The sequence below is a fragment of the Bradyrhizobium sp. CCGUVB1N3 genome, from assembly GCF_024199925.1.
GTDB lineage: Bacteria > Pseudomonadota > Alphaproteobacteria > Rhizobiales > Xanthobacteraceae > Bradyrhizobium.
The window spans coordinates 6,730,362-6,749,143 of the sequence record NZ_JANADR010000001.1; the positions used below are offsets into that span (position 1 = coordinate 6,730,362).

Annotated in this window: 15 protein-coding genes; 11 read left to right on the top strand and 4 right to left on the bottom strand. The window is 64.7% G+C overall.

Annotation, left to right across the window (positions count from 1 at the left end; translation table 11 throughout):
* Nucleotides 1-2: 2 nt before the first annotated feature.
* Nucleotides 3-998: a TRAP transporter substrate-binding protein gene (locus NLM33_RS32040; protein ID WP_254102205.1), complete on the bottom strand. Its 996-nt coding sequence runs from the start codon at nt 996-998 to the stop codon at nt 3-5.
* 215 nt (nt 999-1,213) lie between these two features.
* Here NLM33_RS32040 and ugpB point away from each other — a divergent pair, with 215 nt between their 5' ends.
* The 9 genes from ugpB to NLM33_RS32085 all read left to right on the top strand — a co-directional run bounded on the left by ugpB (nt 1,214) and on the right by NLM33_RS32085 (nt 11,413).
* Entirely contained in the window at nt 1,214-2,569 is a 1,356-nt protein-coding gene (ugpB, locus tag NLM33_RS32045; protein WP_254102207.1) for a sn-glycerol-3-phosphate ABC transporter substrate-binding protein UgpB, read from the top strand.
* A gap of 226 nt (nt 2,570-2,795) precedes the next feature.
* Nucleotides 2,796-4,418 carry an ABC transporter substrate-binding protein gene (locus NLM33_RS32050; RefSeq protein ID WP_254102209.1) on the top strand — a complete coding sequence of 541 codons (1,623 nt, stop codon included), beginning with the start codon at nt 2,796-2,798 and terminating at the stop codon, nt 4,416-4,418.
* Nucleotides 4,419-4,723: 305 nt separating this feature from the next.
* On the top strand, nt 4,724-5,737 hold the full coding sequence (locus tag NLM33_RS32055; protein ID WP_254102211.1) for an ABC transporter permease: 1,014 nt from the start codon (nt 4,724-4,726) through the stop codon (nt 5,735-5,737).
* Between the two features lie 9 nt (nt 5,738-5,746).
* Nucleotides 5,747-6,646 carry an ABC transporter permease gene (locus tag NLM33_RS32060; protein ID WP_254102213.1) on the top strand — a complete coding sequence of 300 codons (900 nt, stop codon included), beginning with the start codon at nt 5,747-5,749 and terminating at the stop codon, nt 6,644-6,646.
* Nucleotides 6,647-6,948: 302 nt separating this feature from the next.
* Nucleotides 6,949-8,688: an ABC transporter ATP-binding protein gene (locus NLM33_RS32065; protein ID WP_254102215.1), complete on the top strand. Its 1,740-nt coding sequence runs from the start codon at nt 6,949-6,951 to the stop codon at nt 8,686-8,688.
* Nucleotides 8,689-8,707: 19 nt separating this feature from the next.
* Nucleotides 8,708-8,890: a DUF4089 domain-containing protein gene (locus NLM33_RS32070; RefSeq protein WP_254102217.1), complete on the top strand. Its 183-nt coding sequence runs from the start codon at nt 8,708-8,710 to the stop codon at nt 8,888-8,890.
* Nucleotides 8,891-8,897: 7 nt separating this feature from the next.
* A complete protein-coding gene (locus NLM33_RS32075) occupies nt 8,898-10,292 on the top strand; it encodes an AtzE family amidohydrolase (RefSeq protein ID WP_254102219.1) in 1,395 nt (464 codons plus the stop codon).
* 1 nt (nt 10,293) lies between these two features.
* A complete protein-coding gene (gene hpxZ, locus NLM33_RS32080) occupies nt 10,294-10,686 on the top strand; it encodes an oxalurate catabolism protein HpxZ (protein ID WP_254102221.1) in 393 nt (130 codons plus the stop codon).
* A 4-nt stretch (nt 10,687-10,690) separates the two neighbouring features.
* Complete coding sequence (locus NLM33_RS32085) at nt 10,691-11,413, top strand: GntR family transcriptional regulator (RefSeq protein WP_254102223.1); 723 nt, start codon at nt 10,691-10,693, stop codon at nt 11,411-11,413.
* Nucleotides 11,414-11,553: 140 nt separating this feature from the next.
* Here the strand turns inward: NLM33_RS32085 and atzF are convergent, their stop codons facing one another.
* Together atzF and NLM33_RS32095 are read right to left on the bottom strand one after the other, a co-directional pair.
* Nucleotides 11,554-13,362 (bottom strand): allophanate hydrolase, encoded by a 1,809-nt coding sequence (gene atzF / locus NLM33_RS32090; RefSeq protein ID WP_254102224.1) that lies wholly within the window; start codon nt 13,360-13,362, stop codon nt 11,554-11,556.
* Between the two features lie 195 nt (nt 13,363-13,557).
* The gene (locus NLM33_RS32095; protein WP_254102225.1) at nt 13,558-14,067 is read right to left on the bottom strand and encodes a MarR family winged helix-turn-helix transcriptional regulator; all 510 of its coding nucleotides are present in this window, start codon (nt 14,065-14,067) and stop codon (nt 13,558-13,560) included.
* A 136-nt stretch (nt 14,068-14,203) separates the two neighbouring features.
* Here NLM33_RS32095 and NLM33_RS32100 point away from each other — a divergent pair, with 136 nt between their 5' ends.
* Together NLM33_RS32100 and NLM33_RS32105 are read left to right on the top strand one after the other, a co-directional pair.
* Nucleotides 14,204-16,057, top strand: coding sequence for a feruloyl-CoA synthase (locus tag NLM33_RS32100; protein WP_254102226.1), 1,854 nt, complete (start codon nt 14,204-14,206; stop codon nt 16,055-16,057).
* A 124-nt stretch (nt 16,058-16,181) separates the two neighbouring features.
* The gene (locus NLM33_RS32105) at nt 16,182-17,864 is read left to right on the top strand and encodes a tannase/feruloyl esterase family alpha/beta hydrolase (RefSeq protein WP_254102227.1); all 1,683 of its coding nucleotides are present in this window, start codon (nt 16,182-16,184) and stop codon (nt 17,862-17,864) included.
* A gap of 381 nt (nt 17,865-18,245) precedes the next feature.
* On the opposite strand, the gene NLM33_RS32110 is transcribed toward NLM33_RS32105, so the two are convergent.
* Entirely contained in the window at nt 18,246-18,743 is a 498-nt protein-coding gene (locus tag NLM33_RS32110; RefSeq protein ID WP_254102228.1) for a MarR family winged helix-turn-helix transcriptional regulator, read from the bottom strand.
* Between the last annotated feature and the right edge of the window lie 39 nt (nt 18,744-18,782).

Below are 18,782 nucleotides of genomic sequence, written 5' to 3' on the forward strand. Positions count from 1 at the left end.
CCTCACTCCACCTTGCGAATACGTTCGATCAGCGCGGCCGTGGCAGGGTCCTGCGCGGCCTTGGCGTAGATGCCCGCCATCGCGTCCTCGAACGGCTTGCGGTCGATATCCCTGACGATGGTGACGCCGGCGGCTTGCGCCTTGCGCTGCGACTGCTCCTCCAGATCGCGCCACTTCTCGCGCATGAAGTGGCTGGAGCGCAGCGCGGCTTCGCGAAAGATCTGCTGGTCCTCTGCCGACAGGCTGCGCCATGCCTTGAGAGAGATCACCAGTACCTCCGGGCTCATCGTGTGTTCGGTCAGCGTGTAGTAGCCGGCATATTTGTAATGGTCCGTGGTCACGAAGGATGGCCAGTTGTTTTCCGCGCCGTCGATCAGATGGGTCGCGAGCCCCGTCAGCACCTGCCCATAGGGCAATTCGACCGGCTCGGCGCCAAGCGAGCGGATCATCGCGGACATCAACTCGGACTGCTGCACGCGGATCCGCAAGCCCCTGAGGTCGGCCACGCTCTTCACCGGCCGGACGCCGTTGTAGATCGACCGCGCGCCGGAATCGTAGAAGGCAAGGCCCACGAAGCCGAAAGGCTCGAAGCTGCCGAGGATCTCGTTGCCGATCGGCCCATCCAGCACTTTCTGCATATGTTCGATGGAGCGGAACAGAAACGGCATGGCCAGCACATTCATCGCCGGGACGAAGTTGCCGATCAGCGCCACGTTGGTCCGGTTGAGGTCGATCGCGCCAGCCCGGGTCTGCTCGATCGTCTCCTTCTCCTCGCCGAGCTGGCGGGAGTGGAACACCTTGACCTCATGCCGGCCGCCGGTGCGTTCCGCGATCAGTGCGCCCATGTAATGCAGCGCCTGGACGGTCGGGTAATCCTCGGTCTGGGTGTCGGCGGCGCGAAATTCGCGCGCAAACGCCCCTGTCGCGCACATCGCGAACAAGAGCACGACGATAACCACCCCGGTCCGCGAGAGTTCGGCACGGCTCAACACTGGCACACTCAACCCCTCAGTGATGGAGTCTATGGCGGGAAGAAAAGGTTCAATGCAATCTAGCAGAAGGTCAAGGGAACGCTATCCTGCTGCGAGCCGCGGAGCGGGCCGATTGTGCAGCGCGGCCGATTCTTATTCTTGATTGAAACCAGCCATGCCGCGCCTTAAGCAGGTGCGGGGCAAAAGTCGTCGCTTTTTGTTCGCGCGAGTCGGGATGAACGATGGTGGTTAGAGCCTTGCGTTTTTTCTTGCGTCTTTTGCAGACCGTCGCCGTCGCTGCGGCCTTCGCCTTGGTGCCGAGTGTCCTGGCCTCGCCGGCCCGTGCCGCCACCGACATCCAGCTCTGGCACGCGATGTCCGGCGAGCTCGGCCGGCAGCTGGAGAAGCTCGTCTCCGACTTCAACGCCTCGCAATCCGACTACCGGATCGTGCCGAGCTACAAGGGCAGCTACACCGAGACGGTGACGGCGGCGATCTTCGCCTTCCGCTCGCGCGGCCAGCCGGCGATCGTCCAGGTCAACGAGGTGGCGACCGCCACCATGACCGCGGCCAAGGGCGCGATCTATCCCGTGTTCAGCCTGATGCAGGATCAGAACGAGCCGTTCTCGCCCGGCGCCTATCTTCCGACCGTGTCCGGCTATTACACCGACGCAGCCGGCAATCTCTTGTCATTCCCGTTCAATGCCTCGACGCCGATCCTCTACTACAACAAGGCCATGTTCCGTGACGCGGGGCTTGATCCGGAGACGCCGCCAAAAACCTGGCCGGAGCTCGGGGCTGCCGCAAAGCGCCTGCGCGAGCGCGGGGCCGCCTGCGGCTTCACCACGTCCTGGCCGTCCTGGATTCATGTCGAGAATCTCTCGGCGTTTCACGATCTGCCGCTGGCGACCAGGGCGAACGGCTTTGCCGGGCTCGATGCCGAATTGAGGATCAACAATCCGGTCGTCGTGCACCATGTCGCAGAGCTCGCCGAGTGGCAGAAGGACAAGGTGTTCGACTATAGCGGCCGCGGCCAGGCGGCCGAGCCGCGCTTCCAGAACGGCGAATGCGGCATCTTCATCGGCTCCTCCGGCACGCGCGCCGACATCAAGGCCAATTCGAAGTTCGAGGTCGGCTACGGCATGATGCCATATTGGCCGGACGTGAAGGGCGCGCCGCAGAACTCGATCATCGGCGGCGCCACGCTGTGGGTGCTGCGCGACCGTCCACGCAACGAGTACAAGGGCGTGGCGCGGTTCTTCGCTTACCTGTCGCAGCCGGGCGTGCAGGCGGCCTGGCACCAGAACACCGGCTACCTGCCGATCACCCGCGCCGCCTTTGAGCTGACCCGCGCGCAGGGCTTTTACGAGCGCAACGCGGGCAGCGCGATCTCCTTCGAGGAGATCACGCTGCATCCGCCGACGGAGAATTCGAAGGGCATCCGGCTCGGCTCCTTCGTGCTGATCCGTGGCGTCATCGAGGATGAGCTGGAGCAGGCCTTTGCCGGCAAGAAGGGTGCCCAGGCTGCACTGGATTCGGCAGTCGAGCGCGGCAACAAGCTGCTCCGCCAGTTCGAGCGCGCGAGCCCCGACCGGTAGGGCGGCGCCCAATCTGAATGCGCTCACGAAGCCAGCCTATTCAGTAAGCAAAATAGGCTCTTTGTATGCAATAAGCGCGCGAATATTCGTCCTCGCGGCTTGCGATATTTTGGCATTTATTTCGCTATATCAGTGACTTAGTCGCGCCTTAGCATCTCATTAAGCTTTGGCACGAACCTTGCGAATCCCGTTCCAACCAAAAACCTTTTTGCGTTGGAGCAGTGTCATGAAGCGCCGCGATTTCCTGAAATCCGTCTCTGGATTGGCTGCAGGCACGGTGCTCCCGGCTGCCCCTCACGTGATCTCCCAGGCAAAAGCAGATGCGCGCTCGGAGACGCTGCTGATCGTCTCCGAGGGCGGCCCCAACAATCTCGACATCCACGGCGTCGGCACCAACGTGCCCGGCTATGAGGTGTCCTGGAATTGCTACGACCGCCTGATCAGCCACGAGATGAAGAGCGGTCCGGGCGGGGTGCCTTATTACGACCGCGACAAGTTCAAAGGCGAGCTCGCCGACGACATGAAGATCGACGACATGTCGGTCACCTTCAAGCTCAAGAAGAACGCCAAATTCCACGACGGCACACAGGTCACCGCGAAGGACGTGAAGTGGTCGCTCGACCGCGCCGTCAGCGTCGGCGGCTTCCCGACCTTCCAGATGAGCGCGGGCTCGCTGACCAAGCCCGAGCAGTTCGTCGTGGTCGATGATTACACGGTGCGCGTCGACTTTCTGAAAAAGGATCGCCTGACGATTCCCGATCTCGCCGTCATCGTGCCCTGCGTCGTCAATTCGGAGCTCGTGAAGAAGAACGCAAGCGAGAAAGATCCGTGGGGTCTCGAATACACCAAGCAGCAGACCGCGGGCTCCGGCGCCTACAAGGTGACGAAGTGGACCGCCGGCACCGAAGTGGTGATGGAGCGCAACGACGATTGGGTCGGCGGTCCCTTGCCGAAAATCAAGCGCGTGATCTGGCGCATGGTGCCGCAGGCCGGCAACCGCCGGGCGCTGCTGGAGCGTGGTGACGCCGACATCTCCTACGAGCTGCCGTTCAAGGACTTTCAGGAGATGAAGGCGAACGGCAAGCTCAACGTGGTGTCGCTGCCGTTCTCCAACGGTATCCAGTACATCGGCATGAATGTGACCAGGCCGCCCTTCGACAATGCGAAGGTCCGGCAGGCGATCGCCTATGCGATGCCGTACCAGAAGATCATGGACGCGGTGCTGTTCGGGCTCGGCAATCCCATGTTCGGCGCGGCAAAGGACAAGGCAACCGAAGTGGCCTGGCCGCAGCCGACCCAATATTTCACCGACATGGAGAAGGCAAAGGCGTTGCTCGCAGAAGCCGGCTACGCCAACGGATTCGAGACGACGATTTCGTTCGACCTCAATTTCGCCGGGGTCAACGAGCCGCTCTGCGTGCTGGTGCAGGAGAGCCTCGCGCAGCTCGGCATCAAGACCACCATCAACAAGGTGCCCGGCGCCAACTGGCGCACCGAGCTGAACAAGAAGGAGATGCCGCTCTTCACCAACGTGTTCTCGGGCTGGCTCGATTACCCCGAATACTTCTTCTACTGGTGCTATCACGGCAACAATTCCGTCTTCAACACCATGAGCTACAAGTCGCCCGAGATGGACAAGCTCATCGACGGCGCGCGCACCGCGGCCGCAGCCGGCGACAAGTCAGCCTACGATGCCGACGTGAAGGGTTTTGTCGACCTCGCCTTCGCCGAGGTCCCGCGCATCCCGCTCTACCAGCCCTTCGTCAACGTCGCGATGCAGAAGAACATCTCCGGCTACCAATACTGGTTCCACCGCAGGCTCGATTACCGCGCGATGGCGAAGGGGTGAGATGCCATGCTGATGGTCCGCGACGCATCGGCATCTGTTGACCTCTTCAGCGCGCGTGAGGTGAGCTCCGCTCTCTCGTTCCCTCTCCCCTTGTGGGAGAGGGGCAGGGTGAGGGGTAGCCACGAACTCCGACCTCGCCTGGGGTTACCCCTCACCCCAACCCTCTCCCATCGCAAGTCGGGCCTGCCCGACTTGCGCAGATCAAGAATGCGCAACCGGGGTAAACCCCGGTTGCGTGGGAGAGGGGGCGCAGCGGAGTCCGCGGTTAGAGCGAGCTCATACGCGATCGATGCGAGGAACACCCCATGCTGACCATGATCGGCAAGCGCCTGATGTTCGCGATTCCCTCGTTGATCGGCGTCGTCATTGTCACCTTCCTGCTGACGCGCGCGCTGCCCGGTGATCCGGCTGCGTATTTCGCCGGCCCCGCCGCAACGAAAGAAGCCGTCGAGCAGATCCGCAAGAAGCTCGGCTTCGACAAGCCGTTGATCGAGCAGTTCTTCCGCTACGCCAATGATCTCGCGCATGGCGATTTCGGCACCTCGCTGACGACCGGCCAGCCGGTCGCGACCGAGATCCGCAACCGCCTGCCGGCCTCCGCTGAGCTGACGTTGCTCGGCCTCATCGTCTCCGTCGCCATCGCCATTCCGCTCGGCGTGCTGGCTGCAACACGGCCGGGCTCCTGGATCGATCATCTCTGTCGGGTGACGACGACGGCCGGCGTGTCGCTGCCGGTGTTCTTCACCGGCCTCGTGCTGGTCTATGCCTTCTATTTCCAGCTCGGCTGGTCGCCGGCGCCGCTCGGTCGCTTGGATGTGTTCTACAGCGCGCCGCCCACGATCACCGGCTTCTATCTGATCGACACGCTGATCGCGCGCGACTTCGAGGCCTTCCGCTCCGCGTTCAGCCAGCTCATCCTGCCCGCAACGACGCTTGCGATCTTCTCGCTGGCGCCGATCGCGCGCATGACGCGCGCCTCGATGCTGGCGGTGCTCGCGTCCGAATTCGTCCGCACCGCGCGCGCCAGCGGCCTGTCGCCGGCAACGGTGATCGTCACCTACGCCTTCCGCAATGCGATGCTGCCGGTCATCACAACGCTCAGCATGGTGTTCTCCTTCCTGCTAGGGGCCAACGTGCTGGTGGAAAAAGTCTTCGCCTGGCCCGGCATCGGCTCCTACGCGGTGGAGGCGCTGATCTCGTCGGACTTCGCGCCCGTGCAGGGTTTCGTGCTGACCATGGCGGTCATGTACGTGCTGCTCAATCTCCTGATCGACATCCTCTATGGCGTGATCGATCCGCGTGTACGGCTGGAAGGGTAGGGGGCATTCATGAGTTCTGTGGCGCCTGCTGTTGAGCCCGTCGGGCCCGCCCGCACTTCGGGATTGGTCGCGATCCTCGAACAAACCCGCTACGTTCTCGGCGAGAACAAGGTCACGGGCTTTGCCTTCGCGCTCCTGATCCTGATCCTCCTTGCCGCGATCCTCGGTCCCTGTGTGGTGCCGTACGATCCGTTGGCCTCCGACACCGCCGCGTCGCTCAAGCCGCCTTCGGCCGCGCACTGGTTCGGCACCGATCAACTCGGCCGCGACATTTTTAGCCGTGTCATCGTGGCAACCCGGCTCGATACGTTCATCGCGATCGCCTCCGTCGTGCTGGTATTTCTGATGGGCGGACTCGCCGGCATCGCGGCCGGCTATTTTGGCGGCTGGACCGATCGCATCGTCGGCCGCATCGCCGACACCATCATGGCCTTCCCGCTGTTCGTGCTGGCGATGGGCATCGTCGCCGCGCTCGGCAACACCGTGCAGAACATCATCCTGGCGACCGCCATCGTCAACTTCCCGCTCTACGCCCGCGTCGCGCGCGCCGAAGCGAACGTTCGCCGCAACGCCGGCTTCGTGCAGGCGGCGCGGCTGTCGGGCAACGGCGAATTCCGCATCCTCCTGGTGCACATCCTGCCGAACATCATGCCGATCATGATCGTGCAGATGTCGTTGACCATGGGCTATGCCATCCTCAATGCCGCCGGCCTCTCCTTCATCGGCCTCGGTGTCCGTCCGCCGACCGCGGAGTGGGGCATCATGGTCGCCGAGGGCGCCGGTTTCATGGTGTCGGGCGAATGGTGGATCGCACTGTTCCCGGGCCTTGCGCTGATGCTCGCCGTGTTCTGCTTCAACCTGCTCGGCGACGGCCTGCGCGACATCGTCGACCCGCAGCGGAGGACGTGAGTGATGGTTGGCTTCGAGCGCGGGGAGAGGAACGTGAAGCTCACATGTGAGGTGGGCACAACTCTCTCTTTCCCTCCCCCCTTGTGGGGGAGGGGCAGGGAGGGGGGTAGCCACGAACTCCGACCTCGCTTGGGGCTACCCCCCTCCCCAACCCTCCCCCACAAGGGGGGAGGGAGCGGGAGAGTTGTGCTCGCCTCACGTACAAGTTTCCGGCAAAAATTGTTCAATGAATTCAATCTCATTCTACTTTGCATGGGGTTGTTTTCGAGCTTTTTGGTTGAAGCCCCCGCGGGGAGGCCGTCATGACCGCCCAGCCGCTGCTCGACGTTCAGGACCTCACCGTCGAATTCACCACCCGCCGCGGCATCGTGAAGGCGGTGCAGCACGTCAACATCTCCGTCGCCAAGGGCGAGACACTCGCCATCGTCGGCGAGTCCGGCTCCGGCAAGTCGGTGACCTCTTATGCCGTGATGCGCATCCTCGACCGCGCCGGGCGGATCGCCGAGGGCTCGGTGATGTTCTCCGGCATCGACGTGAAGGCCGCGTCCGAAGACCAGATGCGCGACCTGCGCGGCCGGGAGGTCTCGATGATCTTCCAGAACCCGCGCGCCGCGCTCAACCCGATCCGCAAAGTCGGCGATCAGATCGAGGACGTGCTGCGCACCCATGTGCAGCAGGCGCAGGTCACCGGTCACGGCGAGAAGGCGATCGAGGCGCTGGAGCAGGTCAAGATCGCCCGTCCGCGCGAGCGCTACCACGCCTATCCCTTCGAGCTCTCCGGCGGCATGTGCCAGCGCGTCGTCATCGCGCTCGCGCTCGCCTGCAACCCGCAGCTCCTGATCGCGGACGAGCCGACCACCGGCCTCGACGTCACCACCCAGAAGGCGGTGATGGACCTCATCGTCGAGCTGACCAGGCGGCGTGCGATGTCGACCATCCTGATCACGCATGATCTCGGGCTAGCCGCCGCCTATTGCGACCGCGTCGTGGTGATGGAGAAGGGCAGGGTGGTGGAGACCGCAAAGGCCGCCGACATCTTCGCGAACCCGCAGCACCCCTACACCCGAAAACTGATGCGCGCGACGCCGCGGATCGGCGTCTCGCTCAGGGATCTGTTGCCCGAGGACGAGGCGGCGAGCGCGCCGGCCGCCGCGAGCGCCGAGCGTGTTGAGACGACTCCCGCTCCCGCAAGTGTCGATACAACCAAGCCCCTCCTCCTGATCGAAAAGCTCGTCAAGGAATACCCGCGCCAGGGCGCGACAGCGTTGATCGGAAAACTGTTCGGCCGCAAGCCGCCCGTCGAGCCCGAGATGTTCCGCGCGGTCGACGGCATCAGCTTTTCCATCGGCCATGGCGAGAGCGTCGGCCTCGTCGGCGAATCCGGCTGCGGCAAATCGACGACGTCGATGATGGTGATGCGGCTCTTGGACCAGACCTCCGGCCGCATCCAGTTCGACGGCGAGGAGATCGGCAGCATGATGCCGAGCGCCTTTGCGCGCCTGCCGCTGCGCAGCCGCATCCAGATGGTGTTCCAGGACCCGACCGACAGCCTCAATCCGCGCTTCACCGCCGCGCGTGCTATCGCCGATCCGATCATGCAACTCGGCGACATCCGGGGACGCGATGCCTTGCGGGCGCGCTGCGAGGAACTCGCGACCATGGTCGGCCTGCCGCACAATCTGCTCGACCGCTTTCCGCATCAATTGTCCGGCGGACAGAAGGCGCGCGTCGGCATCGCCCGGGCGATCGCGCTGCATCCCAAGCTCGTCATCCTGGACGAGCCGACCGCGGCGCTCGACGTCTCGGTGCAGGCGGTGGTGCTGAATCTGCTCCAGGACCTCAAGGCATCGCTAGGTATGAGCTACCTGTTCGTCTCGCATGATTTGAATGTAGTGCGCTTGCTGTGCGATCGTGTCATTGTGATGCGGGCGGGTCGAATCGTCGAAGCGGGGACTTCCGAAAGAGTCCTCAGCGATCCGCAGGACGACTACACCAAGGAGCTGTTGACGGCGATCCCGCATCCGCCGTTACCGGCGCACTGAGAGCCTGTTTGGGAGCGTGATGGCCGCCGAACCGCTGGACGACTATATCGACGCCGTGGCGCAAGCGCTGGTGTTGCCGATCGAGGAGGCCTGGAGGCCGGCCATTCGCGCCAACCTCGATGTCTCGCTGCGGCTCGCCCGCCTCGTCGACGAATTCGCGCTGCCGGACGAGATCGAGCCGGCGCCCGTGTTCACGGCCTGATGCCGCCATGACGACAGCTCCCGAAGTGACGGCAGCGGACATCGCCAAGGCGGTGGCGGGCGGCAAGCTGTCCGCGCTCGATGCGACCGAAGCTGCGCTCGCCCGCATCAAGCAGCACGACACGATTCTCAATTCCTTCACCGACGTCACTGCCGAGCGCGCTCGCGCCAAAGCGCGCGCAATCGATGCCGACATCGCCGCAGGCAAGAAGGTCGGCCCGCTCGCAGGCGTCCCGTTCGCGGTGAAGAACCTGTTCGACGTTGCGGGCCTGCCGACGCGCGCCGGCTCGAAGATCAATCGCGACCGCGCACCGGCCACGCGCGATGCGACGCTGATCGAGCGTATGGAAGCGGCCGGCGCCGTGCTGGTCGGCGCGCTCAACATGGGCGAATACGCCTACGACTTCACCGGCGAGAACGTCCATGACGGCCCCTCGCGCAATCCGCATGATACGACGCGGATGAGCGGCGGCTCCTCTGGCGGCTCGGGCAGCGCCGTCGGCGGCGCGCTGGTGCCGATTGCCTTGGGTTCGGACACCAACGGCTCAATTCGCGTGCCATCCTCGTTCTGCGGCATCTTTGGCCTGAAGCCGACCTATGGCCGGCTGTCGCGCGCACGTTCGTTCCCCTTCGTCGCGAGCCTCGATCATCTCGGCCCGTTCGCGCGCTCTGTGACCGACCTCGCGCTGGCCTATGACGCGATGCAGGGCCCGGATGCCGACGATGCCGCCTGCACCACGCGTGGTGTCGAGCCGGTCGCGCCGCTTCTCGCGGAATCGATCTCCGGCTTGCGCGTCGCAATCGCTGGCGGCTACTTCCAGAAGAACGTGTTCCCCGAAGCCGTCGAAGCCGTTGGTCGCGTCGCCAAGGCCCTCGGCGCGACGCAAATGATCGACATTCCCGAGGCCGCGCGCGCCCGCGCGGCCGCCTATGTCATCACCACCACCGAAGGTGCCTCGCTGCATCTCGATCGCCTGCGCAAGCGGCCGAACGATTTCGATCCCGCGGTGCGCGACCGGCTGATCGCAGGCGCCATGGTGCCGGCGGCGCTGGTCGACCGCGCGCAAAAATTCCGCCGCTGGTACCGCGCGCAACTCGCTGAGATCTTCAGGTCCGTCGACGTGCTGCTCGCGCCCGCGACGCCCTGCACGGCGCCAAAGCTCGGGCAGGTGACGTTCAAGCTCGACGGCGTCGAGTTGCCGGTGCGCGCCAATATCGGCATCCACACCCAGCCGATCTCCTTCATCGGCCTGCCCGTGGTTGCGGTGCCGGTGCCGCTCGAGCCGATGCCGATCGGCGTGCAGATCATTGCCGCGCCCTGGCGCGAGGATGTCGCGCTGCGCGTCGCGCACGCGTTGGAACGGATGGGCGTGGTATCAGCGCCGTCGCCGAGAGGGTTTTGAGATGGAGATCGATCTCCCCGACGTGATCGCGGAAGTCAAAGCCGCGTTCGAGCGTTACGAGACCGCGTTGGTCAGCAACGACGTCGCCGTGCTCGGCGAGCTCTTTCGCAACGATTCCCGCACCCTGCGCTATGGCATCGGCGAGAACCTCTACGGCTATGAGGCGATCTCCGGCTTTCGCGCCGCGCGCTCGCCGGTCGGGTTGAACCGGCGCACCGCGAAAACCGTTATCACCAGCTACGGCCGCGACACCGCGGTCGCCTCCACGCTGTTCTATCGCGACACCATGCCGGGCCGGGTCGGCCGGCAGATGCAGACCTGGGTCCGCTTCCCCGAGGGCTGGCGCGTCGTCGCCGCCCATGTCAGCATCATCGACGAGCCGAAAGAGACCTGATCGCATGACGCTTGACGATCTTCCGCCTGGAGCTCTGCCGGCCGAGCCGGTGGTGCCGCGCGTCGACCGGGCGCTGCCTTCGGTGCAGAAGGTCACGCGTGCCGAGGAACTGCGGCTTCAGCTCGCGGACGAGATCGTGCGCGGAACCTTGCCGCCCGGTGCGCCGCTGGATGAGACCGATATCGCGCGGCGCTTCAACGTCTCGCGCACGCCGGTGCGCGAAGCGCTGCGGCAGCTGGTGGCGAGCGGCCTCGTCGAGGCGCGCGCCCATCGCGGCGCGGTGGTGGCGCAGCCCTCGATCGAGCGGCTGACGAGCATGTTCGAGGCGATGGCGGAGCTGGAGGCCATGTGCGCCGGCCTTGCCGCCGAGCGGATGTCGGTGGCCGAGCGCCATGGTCTGGAAGCCATTCACGAGGAACTGCGGGTCTTGAGCTACACCGGCAATCCGGAGCGGTTCCACGAGGTCAATGAGCGTTTCCACAACGCGATCTATGCCGGCTCGCAGAACGGCTATATCGCCGAGATCACGCTCGCCACCCGTGTCCGCGTGCAGCCGTTCCGTCGCGCCCAGTTCCGCAATCTCGGCCGGCTCGCCAAGTCGCAAGCCGAGCACGACCGCGTCGTCGTTGCCATCATGCGCGGCGACAAGCAAGGCGCCGCCGCCGCCATGCGCGCGCATATCGAACTGGTGCGCGGGGAATACGAGATCTACGCGGTGTCGGTTTAAGTTGTAGATGTCGTAGGGTGGGCAAAGGCGCGTAGCGCCGTGCCCACCACTTTTCTCGCCGCACCAATGGTGGGCACGCTTCCGCCTTCGCTCTTCGAGCTACGGCGGACAAGTCGCTTTGCCCACCCTACGATAGGCGATTACGCCGTCGCAGTTTCCGCCATATACGCGCGCCAGCCGCCGAACGCGGTGATGTCGCGCGCAGCGCCCAGCGCTTCCGGCTCGACGATGAAGCCTTTCACGCTGCGGCCGTCGGCGAGCTTGATTGTCCCGATTGAGAGCGGCGCTGGAATCGCGTTGACGAACTTGCCGAAGGCGGATGCGGTCAGCGCCCATATTTCCAGCGCGATCGCAGATCCCTTGCCCGCCTCGACGCGCAGCATGCCGGGCTTTGGCGGCGTCGTATCGAGCGCATAGAGCTTGTAATCCGGCGCCGTTTTCGTTGCTTCGATCAGGCGTGCGTTCAGCGCCTTCAACTCGCCGTTCAGCGCCATGCCGGACAGATGCGCGCCGACCACCGCGATCGGAATCTCGTCGGCGCTGCTGGCCGGCAGCGGAGCGAGCGGTGCTTGCGCAACACCCTTTGCGCCGACGCTGAGCTTCGTGTCGGCGTGGAATACCCGGCCGATGCTGGCGAGAAATCCATCGCGGCCGGCGGGCGCGAGCAGCGTGATGCCGAAGGGCACGCCGTCGGGTCGCATCGATGCCGGCAGCGCCAGGCCGCAGAGATCGAGCAGGTTGACGAAGTTGGTGTAGGTGCCGAGCCGGCTGTTTAGCTCGATTGGGTTGGCGAGCACCTGCGCGGTCGAATAGACCGTGGGCGCCGTCGGCAGCACCACCGCATCCAGCTGCGCGAAGGCGCGCTCGGCGATCTTGCGCAGGCCTTGCAGACGATAGAGCGCGGAGAAGGTCTCGGCCGCGGTGAGCCGCGCGCCGGCAACGGTGATCTCCCGCGTCACGGGGTGGATCGCATCCGGCGCGGAGGCGAGGAGATTGCGGATCACGAGATAGCGCTCGGCGACCCACGGTCCCTCGTAGAGCAGCCGCGCGGTCTCGTAGAACGGCTCGAGGTCGAACTCGACCAGCGTTGCGCCGAGCCCGGTCCAACGCTTCAAGGCCTCGCCATAGGCGGCCTCCGATTTCTTGTCGCCGAAGAAGATCAGTTGCCCGTTGCGCGGCACGCCCAAACGAATGTTGGCCGGGAACGGCGTCATTGCACCAAGCGGCCGGTCGCGCGAGAACGGATCGGCCTGGTCCGGCCCCGCCATCACGGAAAGCGCGAGCGCGGCATCGTCCACCGTAAGAGCGAACACCGAGATGCAATCGAGCGTGCGGCACGCGGGCACGAGCCCTGCCGTCGAGATCATGCCGAGGCTCGGCTTCAGCCCGACGATGTTGTTGAGCATCGCCGGCACCCGGCCGCTTCCCGCAGTGTCGGTGCCGAGCGACAGCGGCACGAGGCCGGCGCCGACGGCCGTTGCCGAGCCCGAGCTCGACCCGCCGGGAATGAGATCCTCGCGGATCGGATTTTTGGGAATGCCGTAAGGCGAGCGCACGCCGACGAGGCCGGTTGCGAACTGGTCGAGATTGGTCTTCCCGATGATGATGGCGCCGGCCGCACGCAGGCGCTCGACGGCCGTGGAGTCATGTGTCGGCGTGTAGGAGAAGGCCGGGCAGGCCGCCGTGGTCGGAAAGCCCAGCGCGTCGATATTGTCCTTCACCGCGACAGGCACACCATAGAGCGGCAGGTTTGCTGCATCTTTCCGCGCCGCGAGCTTCTCGGCTTCCGCGATCGCGTCCTTCTCGTCGCGCAGGCTGATGAAGACGGCATCATCGCCATAGTCGCGGATGCGCTGATAGCTGCGTGCGATCGTCTGCGCCGGCGTCATCGCACCTGCGCGATGCGCGGCGACGATCGCGGCTACCGTCTCTGGCTGGTCAGCCCCCATGGCAACAAAAACTCCGGCAACGAACTCTAGCAGCCATGAAGCAAGCGATGTGCCATTGTGTACAGATTCCGGGCAGGCCGTCTGTTCCGGATATTATCGAAAGATCATGCGGTTACGAGAATAATCGCCGGCCGGCAGCGGTGCCCGGGTAACGCCCGGATGGGGGCATCTGCTCAATTTTTGAGCAGTAACGATTCAGGTGAAGCCGGCAAGGATCTGCAGCAGCCGCTCCCGGTTCGCCTTGCCGATCTTCTGCTCGACATGACGCTCGTGCTCGGCGGCGAGCTGCTTGAACTTGAGCAGCGATAGCTCGCCCTGTGCGGTGAGATGCAGCGCGTGGGAGCGGCGGTCGGTCTTCGACTTGATTCGCTTGACGAGCTTGCGCCGCTCGAGGCTGTCGAGGAGATGCACCAGCCGCGCCCGCTCGATGCCGAGGCGCTTTGCGACCGCCATCTGGGAGAGGCCCGGATTGGCGCCGATCACGGTCATCACCGAATATTGCGTCGGCCGGATGTCGACGGCAGCGAGCGTGCGGACGAAGTCCTGGAAGATCCAGATCTGGAAGCGCCGCACCGCATAGCCGGCGTGGCCGACCAGCGCATCGAGACCGACCTCGTCCGCGTCATCAGGCCGCGCCGCGCCGTTGCCGGTCCGCTTGCGGGACGCGGCGGCTGGCAGTTCATTCCGGCCTGTACTGGCTGTCACGTTCTTTTTCTCCAGCGTCGCGCAAGTCTAGCGCCTCGCCGGGCTTTGGCAAAGATTGTTGTTGACGACAACAATTGCACTGCCCAACATTATTGCCAAAGCTGCCCGCACGAGGCCGCTGCCCGGAGGACGACCCATGACCATGGCCACCGCGCGCGGTGAGGCTTCCAGCCTGTTCGCAACGCCCAAGACCGTTGCCGAGCATCGTGCCGACGGCAGCATCGTGCTGCGCTGCTCCGAGCCCTTGCGTGACAGCGCGCGCTGCATCGGCGACTGGTTGGAGCAATGGGCGCGGCAGGCGCCGGACAGGATCTTCCTCGCGGAGCGCGGCAAGCTTGATGTGCCCTGGACCACCGTCACCTATGCGCAGGCCCTGCGGCAGGTGCGTTCGCTGGCCTCGTGGATTCTTGCTGAGGGCCTGAGCGCCGACCGTCCGCTCGTCATCCTCTCCGACAACAGCGTCGATCACGCGCTGCTCGCGCTCGCCGCCCAGCATGTTGGCGTACCCTCGGCGGCGATCTCGCCGGCCTATTCGCTGATGTCCAGGGATTTCGACAAGCTCAAGAGCATGATCAGCCTGCTTCAGCCCGGCGCGATCTATGTCAGTGACACAAAACCGTTTGCCGCGGCGCTCGCGGCGATTAGGCCGCTGCATCAGGCGGAAATCGTGAGCGGCAATGCCGACGACGCTGAGGCGTTGTCCTTCAGCGCATTGGCGGCGACGCCGGAATCTGCCGACGTCGCCAAAGCTTTCGCTGCAGTGTCAGCGGACACGATCGCAAAATTCCTGTTTACCTCGGGCTCGACCGGCACGCCGAAGGCCGTGATCAACACTCAGCGCATGCTGACATCGAGCCAGCAAGCCAAGGCGCAGACCTGGACCTTTCTCGCGCAAGGCGGCGATCTCGTGATCCTGGACTGGCTGCCCTGGAGTCACACGTTCGGTGCGAACCACAATTTCAATCTTGTGCTGCGCAATGGCGGATCGCTCTATATCGACGGCGGCAAGCCGGCGCCGGGGCTTTTTGCGACGTCGCTTGCGAACCTGAAGAGCGTGATGCCGACGGTCTATTTCAACGTGCCGCGCGGCTTCGACATGCTGATCGCGGCGCTGCGCAGCGACGAGGAATTGCGGCGTCGCTTCTTCGACGAAGTCAAGTTCGCCTTCTATGCCGGCGCGGCGCTGCCGCAGAATCTCTGGGATGCGCTCGAGGAGCTCTCGATCAAGACCGTCGGTCACGCGCTGCCGATGGTGTCGGCCTGGGGCTCGACCGAGACCTCGCCGCTCGCGACCGATTGCCACTTCCTCGCCGAGCGCTCCGGCAATATCGGCGTGCCGATCCCCGGAACTGAACTGAAGCTCGTTGCCTCCGGCGACAAGTTGGAGGTGCGCGTGCGCGGGCCGAACGTGACGCCCGGTTACTGGAAGGCGCCGGAATTGACGAAGCAGGCCTTCGACGAGGAGGGCTTTTACCTCGTCGGCGATGCCGTGACATTCGCCGACAGCGCGCGCCCCGAGCGCGGCCTGTTCTTCGACGGCCGTGTCGCCGAGGACTTCAAGCTGAATTCCGGCACCTGGGTCAGTGTCGGCACGCTGCGCGTCGCCGGCATTGCAGCGCTCGCGCCGCTTGCGCAGGACATCGTCGTCAGCGGTCACGGCGGCGATGAGGTGCGCTTCCTGGTATTCCCCAACATCGCCGGCTGTCGCGCGCATGCGGGGCTGCCGGACACGGCCGCTGTGAGCGAGGTGCTCCGCGACGACAAGGTGAGGAGCGCGATCGCGCAGGGGCTCGCAAAGCTGAAAGCGCAAAGCACAAATTCCTCCGGTCATGCCACGCGCGCGCTGCTGCTGGCCGAGCCGCCGTCGGTGGATGGCGGTGAGATCACCGACAAGGGCTACATCAACCAGCGCGCCGTGCTGACGCGCCGCGCCGACGCTGTGGCGCGACTGAACGACGATGCGCCGGCCGAATGGATCGGCTGTAGCTGAGCGTCTGTGCCGCCGCTTCTTCACCTCGCCCCGCTTGCTGGGAGAGGGAGTGACGCAGGGCCCCTTGTCAAAATGCAGGTGTTGAGTAATAATTATAAAATATAATCAAAATAGGGAGGCCGCCGTGAGGTCTGGCTTGATATCGGCAGTCGCGCTGGCTGCCCTTCTTGGATCCACCGCGCTCGTCCGTGCCGAGGGTGAGGTCTGTTCGCCCGTTACCACGGCGTCGCTGTCCATCGCCGGTGTCGAGATCGTGGCTTCCAAGCTTCAGGAGGCCGGCAACGGTCTGCCCAAGCATTGCATTCTGACCGGCCTTGCCAACCAGCGCACCGGTGCAGATGGAAAGTCCTATGCCATCCAGTTCGAGTTGCGGCTGCCGGCCGAGTGGAACGGCCGCTTCCTGCACCAGGTGAACGGCGGCAACGACGGTGTCGTCGTTCCCGCGCTTGGCGACAAGCCGGACGGCTGGGCATCGGGCGGCACGGTGCCACTGGCCCGCGGCTTTGCGGTGCTGTCGTCGGACAGCGGACATTCGGGCTCCGATCCCGCGAACAAGCCGCTTGGGCTCGCCGCCGGTGCGGCCTTCGGGCTCGATCCGCAGGCACGGCGCGATTACGGCTATGCCGCGGACATGACGCTCTCGCCGGTTGCGAAGAAGATCATCGCGCTGCATTACGGTCGCCAGCCGGATCGTTCCTACATGGCCGGCTGCTCGAACGGCGGACGTCATGCGATGGTGGCAGCCTCGCGCATGCCGGAGAATTACGATGGCTTCCTCGTCGGCAATCCCGGCTTCGATCTGCCGCGCGCCGCGGTCCAGCACGCCTGGGACGTGCAGGCCTTCCTGAAGGCCGATCCGGATCTTCGCAAGTCGATCACCAAGGAGGATGCGCAACTCGTAGCTTCGCGTATCACCGAGGCCTGCGATGCGCTTGACGGCGCCAAGGATGGCCTCACGTCCAATCTCACCGCCTGCCAGAAGGCGTTCGATCTCAAGACTCTTGCTTGCGCGCCGGGTCAGACCAATGCCTGCCTCCCGGAAGCCAAGGTCGACGCGCTGAAGGCCAGTCTTGCCGGGCCAAAAAATTCCAAGGGCGAAGCGCTCTATTCGGACTGGCCGCTCGATGGCGGCATCGGCACCGGCAACTGGCGCGCCTGGAAGGTCGAGAGCCCCGTCGCGCCCTGGAACAATTTCCCGATCATCGCGACCATGGGCGCGGCGTCGCTGAACTATATCTTCTCGACTCCGCCCGTTGCGGTGGAAGGGAGCAGCGACAAGCTCATCGACGCGCTGAAGGCCTACGATTTCGACAAGGACGCGCCCAAGATCTTCGCCAAGGACGGCACGTTCACGGAGTCGGCGATGGACTTCATGACGCCGCCCGACGTCGACGATCCCAAGCTCGCCGGCCTGCAAAAGGCAGGCCGCAAGATGCTGATCTATCACGGCCAGGCCGATCCGGTGTTCTCCGTCAACGACACCATCCGCTGGTACGACCAGCTGAACAAGAACGTGCAGGGCAACGCCAGCAATTTTGCGCGCCTCTTCACCATGCCCGGCGGCACGCATTGCGGCGGCGGCGTCACGCTTGACAAGTTCGATGCGCTGACCGCGCTGACCGACTGGGTCGAGCAGGGCAAGGCGCCCGAGCGGATCGTTGCCTCGATCAATCCGGCGAACAAGGAAGTTCCGGCGACGTGGAGCGCGAACCGCACCCGGCCACTCTGCCCGTATCCGTCGTATTCGGCTTACTCCGGCACAGGTGACGTCGAGGACGCCGCAAACTTCGTCTGCAAGGCGCCGTAGACGCGGCGAAATCGCAATCTCGTGCCCCGGACGCGGCGCAGCACGAAGTGATGCGCTGCAGGGCCGGGGCCCAAGTGGCTGGGTCCCGGCTATGCGTCGCGTCATACGGGGCGATGCTTCGCATCGCCCGGCATGCCGCGCCGCGTCCGGGACACGACAGCGCGGGCTTTTTTATTAGGCCAACGCTTCTGTCTCAAAACGCATCATAAAACTTTTTGTTGCCTAAGCAACTAATTTATGCGAGTCCTTCGCAGGCAAGGATGACGGCGGGAAAACCGCTGCGCCTCAACGGGAGGATTCATGTTCGGCAGGAATGGTGCCGCCGGCAATCGCTGGCGTTTGCCAGATGAACGCGATTTGACGCGCGCTCCACGCGTGGCCTTACGCGTCGCCGCCGGTGACCGCGCCGAGATTTTCGTGCAGCCGGCGCAACAGATCGATCAGCACCTCCTGCTCGTCCTTGGACAGGCACGACAGCAGCCGCCGCTCGCGCGCGAAAGCGGCGACGATCACCTTGTCATGGGTGGTGCGGCCCTTTGCGGTCAGCGAGATCGAGTGCGTGCGTCCGTCGTTCGGGTCGCTGCGGATCGCCACCAACCCGCGCTTGTCCAGGCCTGCCAATGTCCGGCTCACCGGCCCCTTGTCGAAGCCGATGACGTGGCAGATGCGCGAGGCCGGGATACCAGGCTCGATCGCGAGCAGCGACATAATCCGCCATTCCGTGACGTTGACGCCGAACTCGCGCTGATAGAACGCGGTCGCGCTGTTCGAGAGCTTGTTGGCAATGAAGGTGATGAAGGCCGGAACGTAACGCTCGAGGTCGAGCGTCGGCCCCGCTTCCGCGGGCGTCTTGTGGCTTCTGGTCGAGGGCGCGGTCATCTGATCGGGGCTCGCTTCATGCGCGACAGAAATAAGGAC

Bases quoted from the DNA above. Each gene is read 5' to 3' on its own strand.
- NLM33_RS32050 (WP_254102209.1), top strand. From the start codon at position 2,796: ATGAAGCGCCGCGATTTCCTGAAATCCGTCTCTGGATTGGCTGCAGGC.
- ugpB (WP_254102207.1), top strand. From the start codon at position 1,214: ATGGTGGTTAGAGCCTTGCGTTTTTTCTTGCGTCTTTTGCAGACCGTC.
- NLM33_RS32085 (WP_254102223.1), top strand. From the start codon at position 10,691: ATGACGCTTGACGATCTTCCGCCTGGAGCTCTGCCGGCCGAGCCGGTG.
- NLM33_RS32075 (WP_254102219.1), top strand. From the start codon at position 8,898: ATGACGACAGCTCCCGAAGTGACGGCAGCGGACATCGCCAAGGCGGTG.
- NLM33_RS32065 (WP_254102215.1), top strand. From the start codon at position 6,949: ATGACCGCCCAGCCGCTGCTCGACGTTCAGGACCTCACCGTCGAATTC.
- hpxZ (WP_254102221.1), top strand. From the start codon at position 10,294: ATGGAGATCGATCTCCCCGACGTGATCGCGGAAGTCAAAGCCGCGTTC.
- NLM33_RS32100 (WP_254102226.1), top strand. From the start codon at position 14,204: ATGACCATGGCCACCGCGCGCGGTGAGGCTTCCAGCCTGTTCGCAACG.
- NLM33_RS32110 (WP_254102228.1), bottom strand. From the start codon at position 18,743: ATGACCGCGCCCTCGACCAGAAGCCACAAGACGCCCGCGGAAGCGGGG.
- NLM33_RS32070 (WP_254102217.1), top strand. From the start codon at position 8,708: ATGGCCGCCGAACCGCTGGACGACTATATCGACGCCGTGGCGCAAGCG.
- NLM33_RS32055 (WP_254102211.1), top strand. From the start codon at position 4,724: ATGCTGACCATGATCGGCAAGCGCCTGATGTTCGCGATTCCCTCGTTG.
- NLM33_RS32060 (WP_254102213.1), top strand. From the start codon at position 5,747: ATGAGTTCTGTGGCGCCTGCTGTTGAGCCCGTCGGGCCCGCCCGCACT.
- atzF (WP_254102224.1), bottom strand. From the start codon at position 13,362: ATGGGGGCTGACCAGCCAGAGACGGTAGCCGCGATCGTCGCCGCGCAT.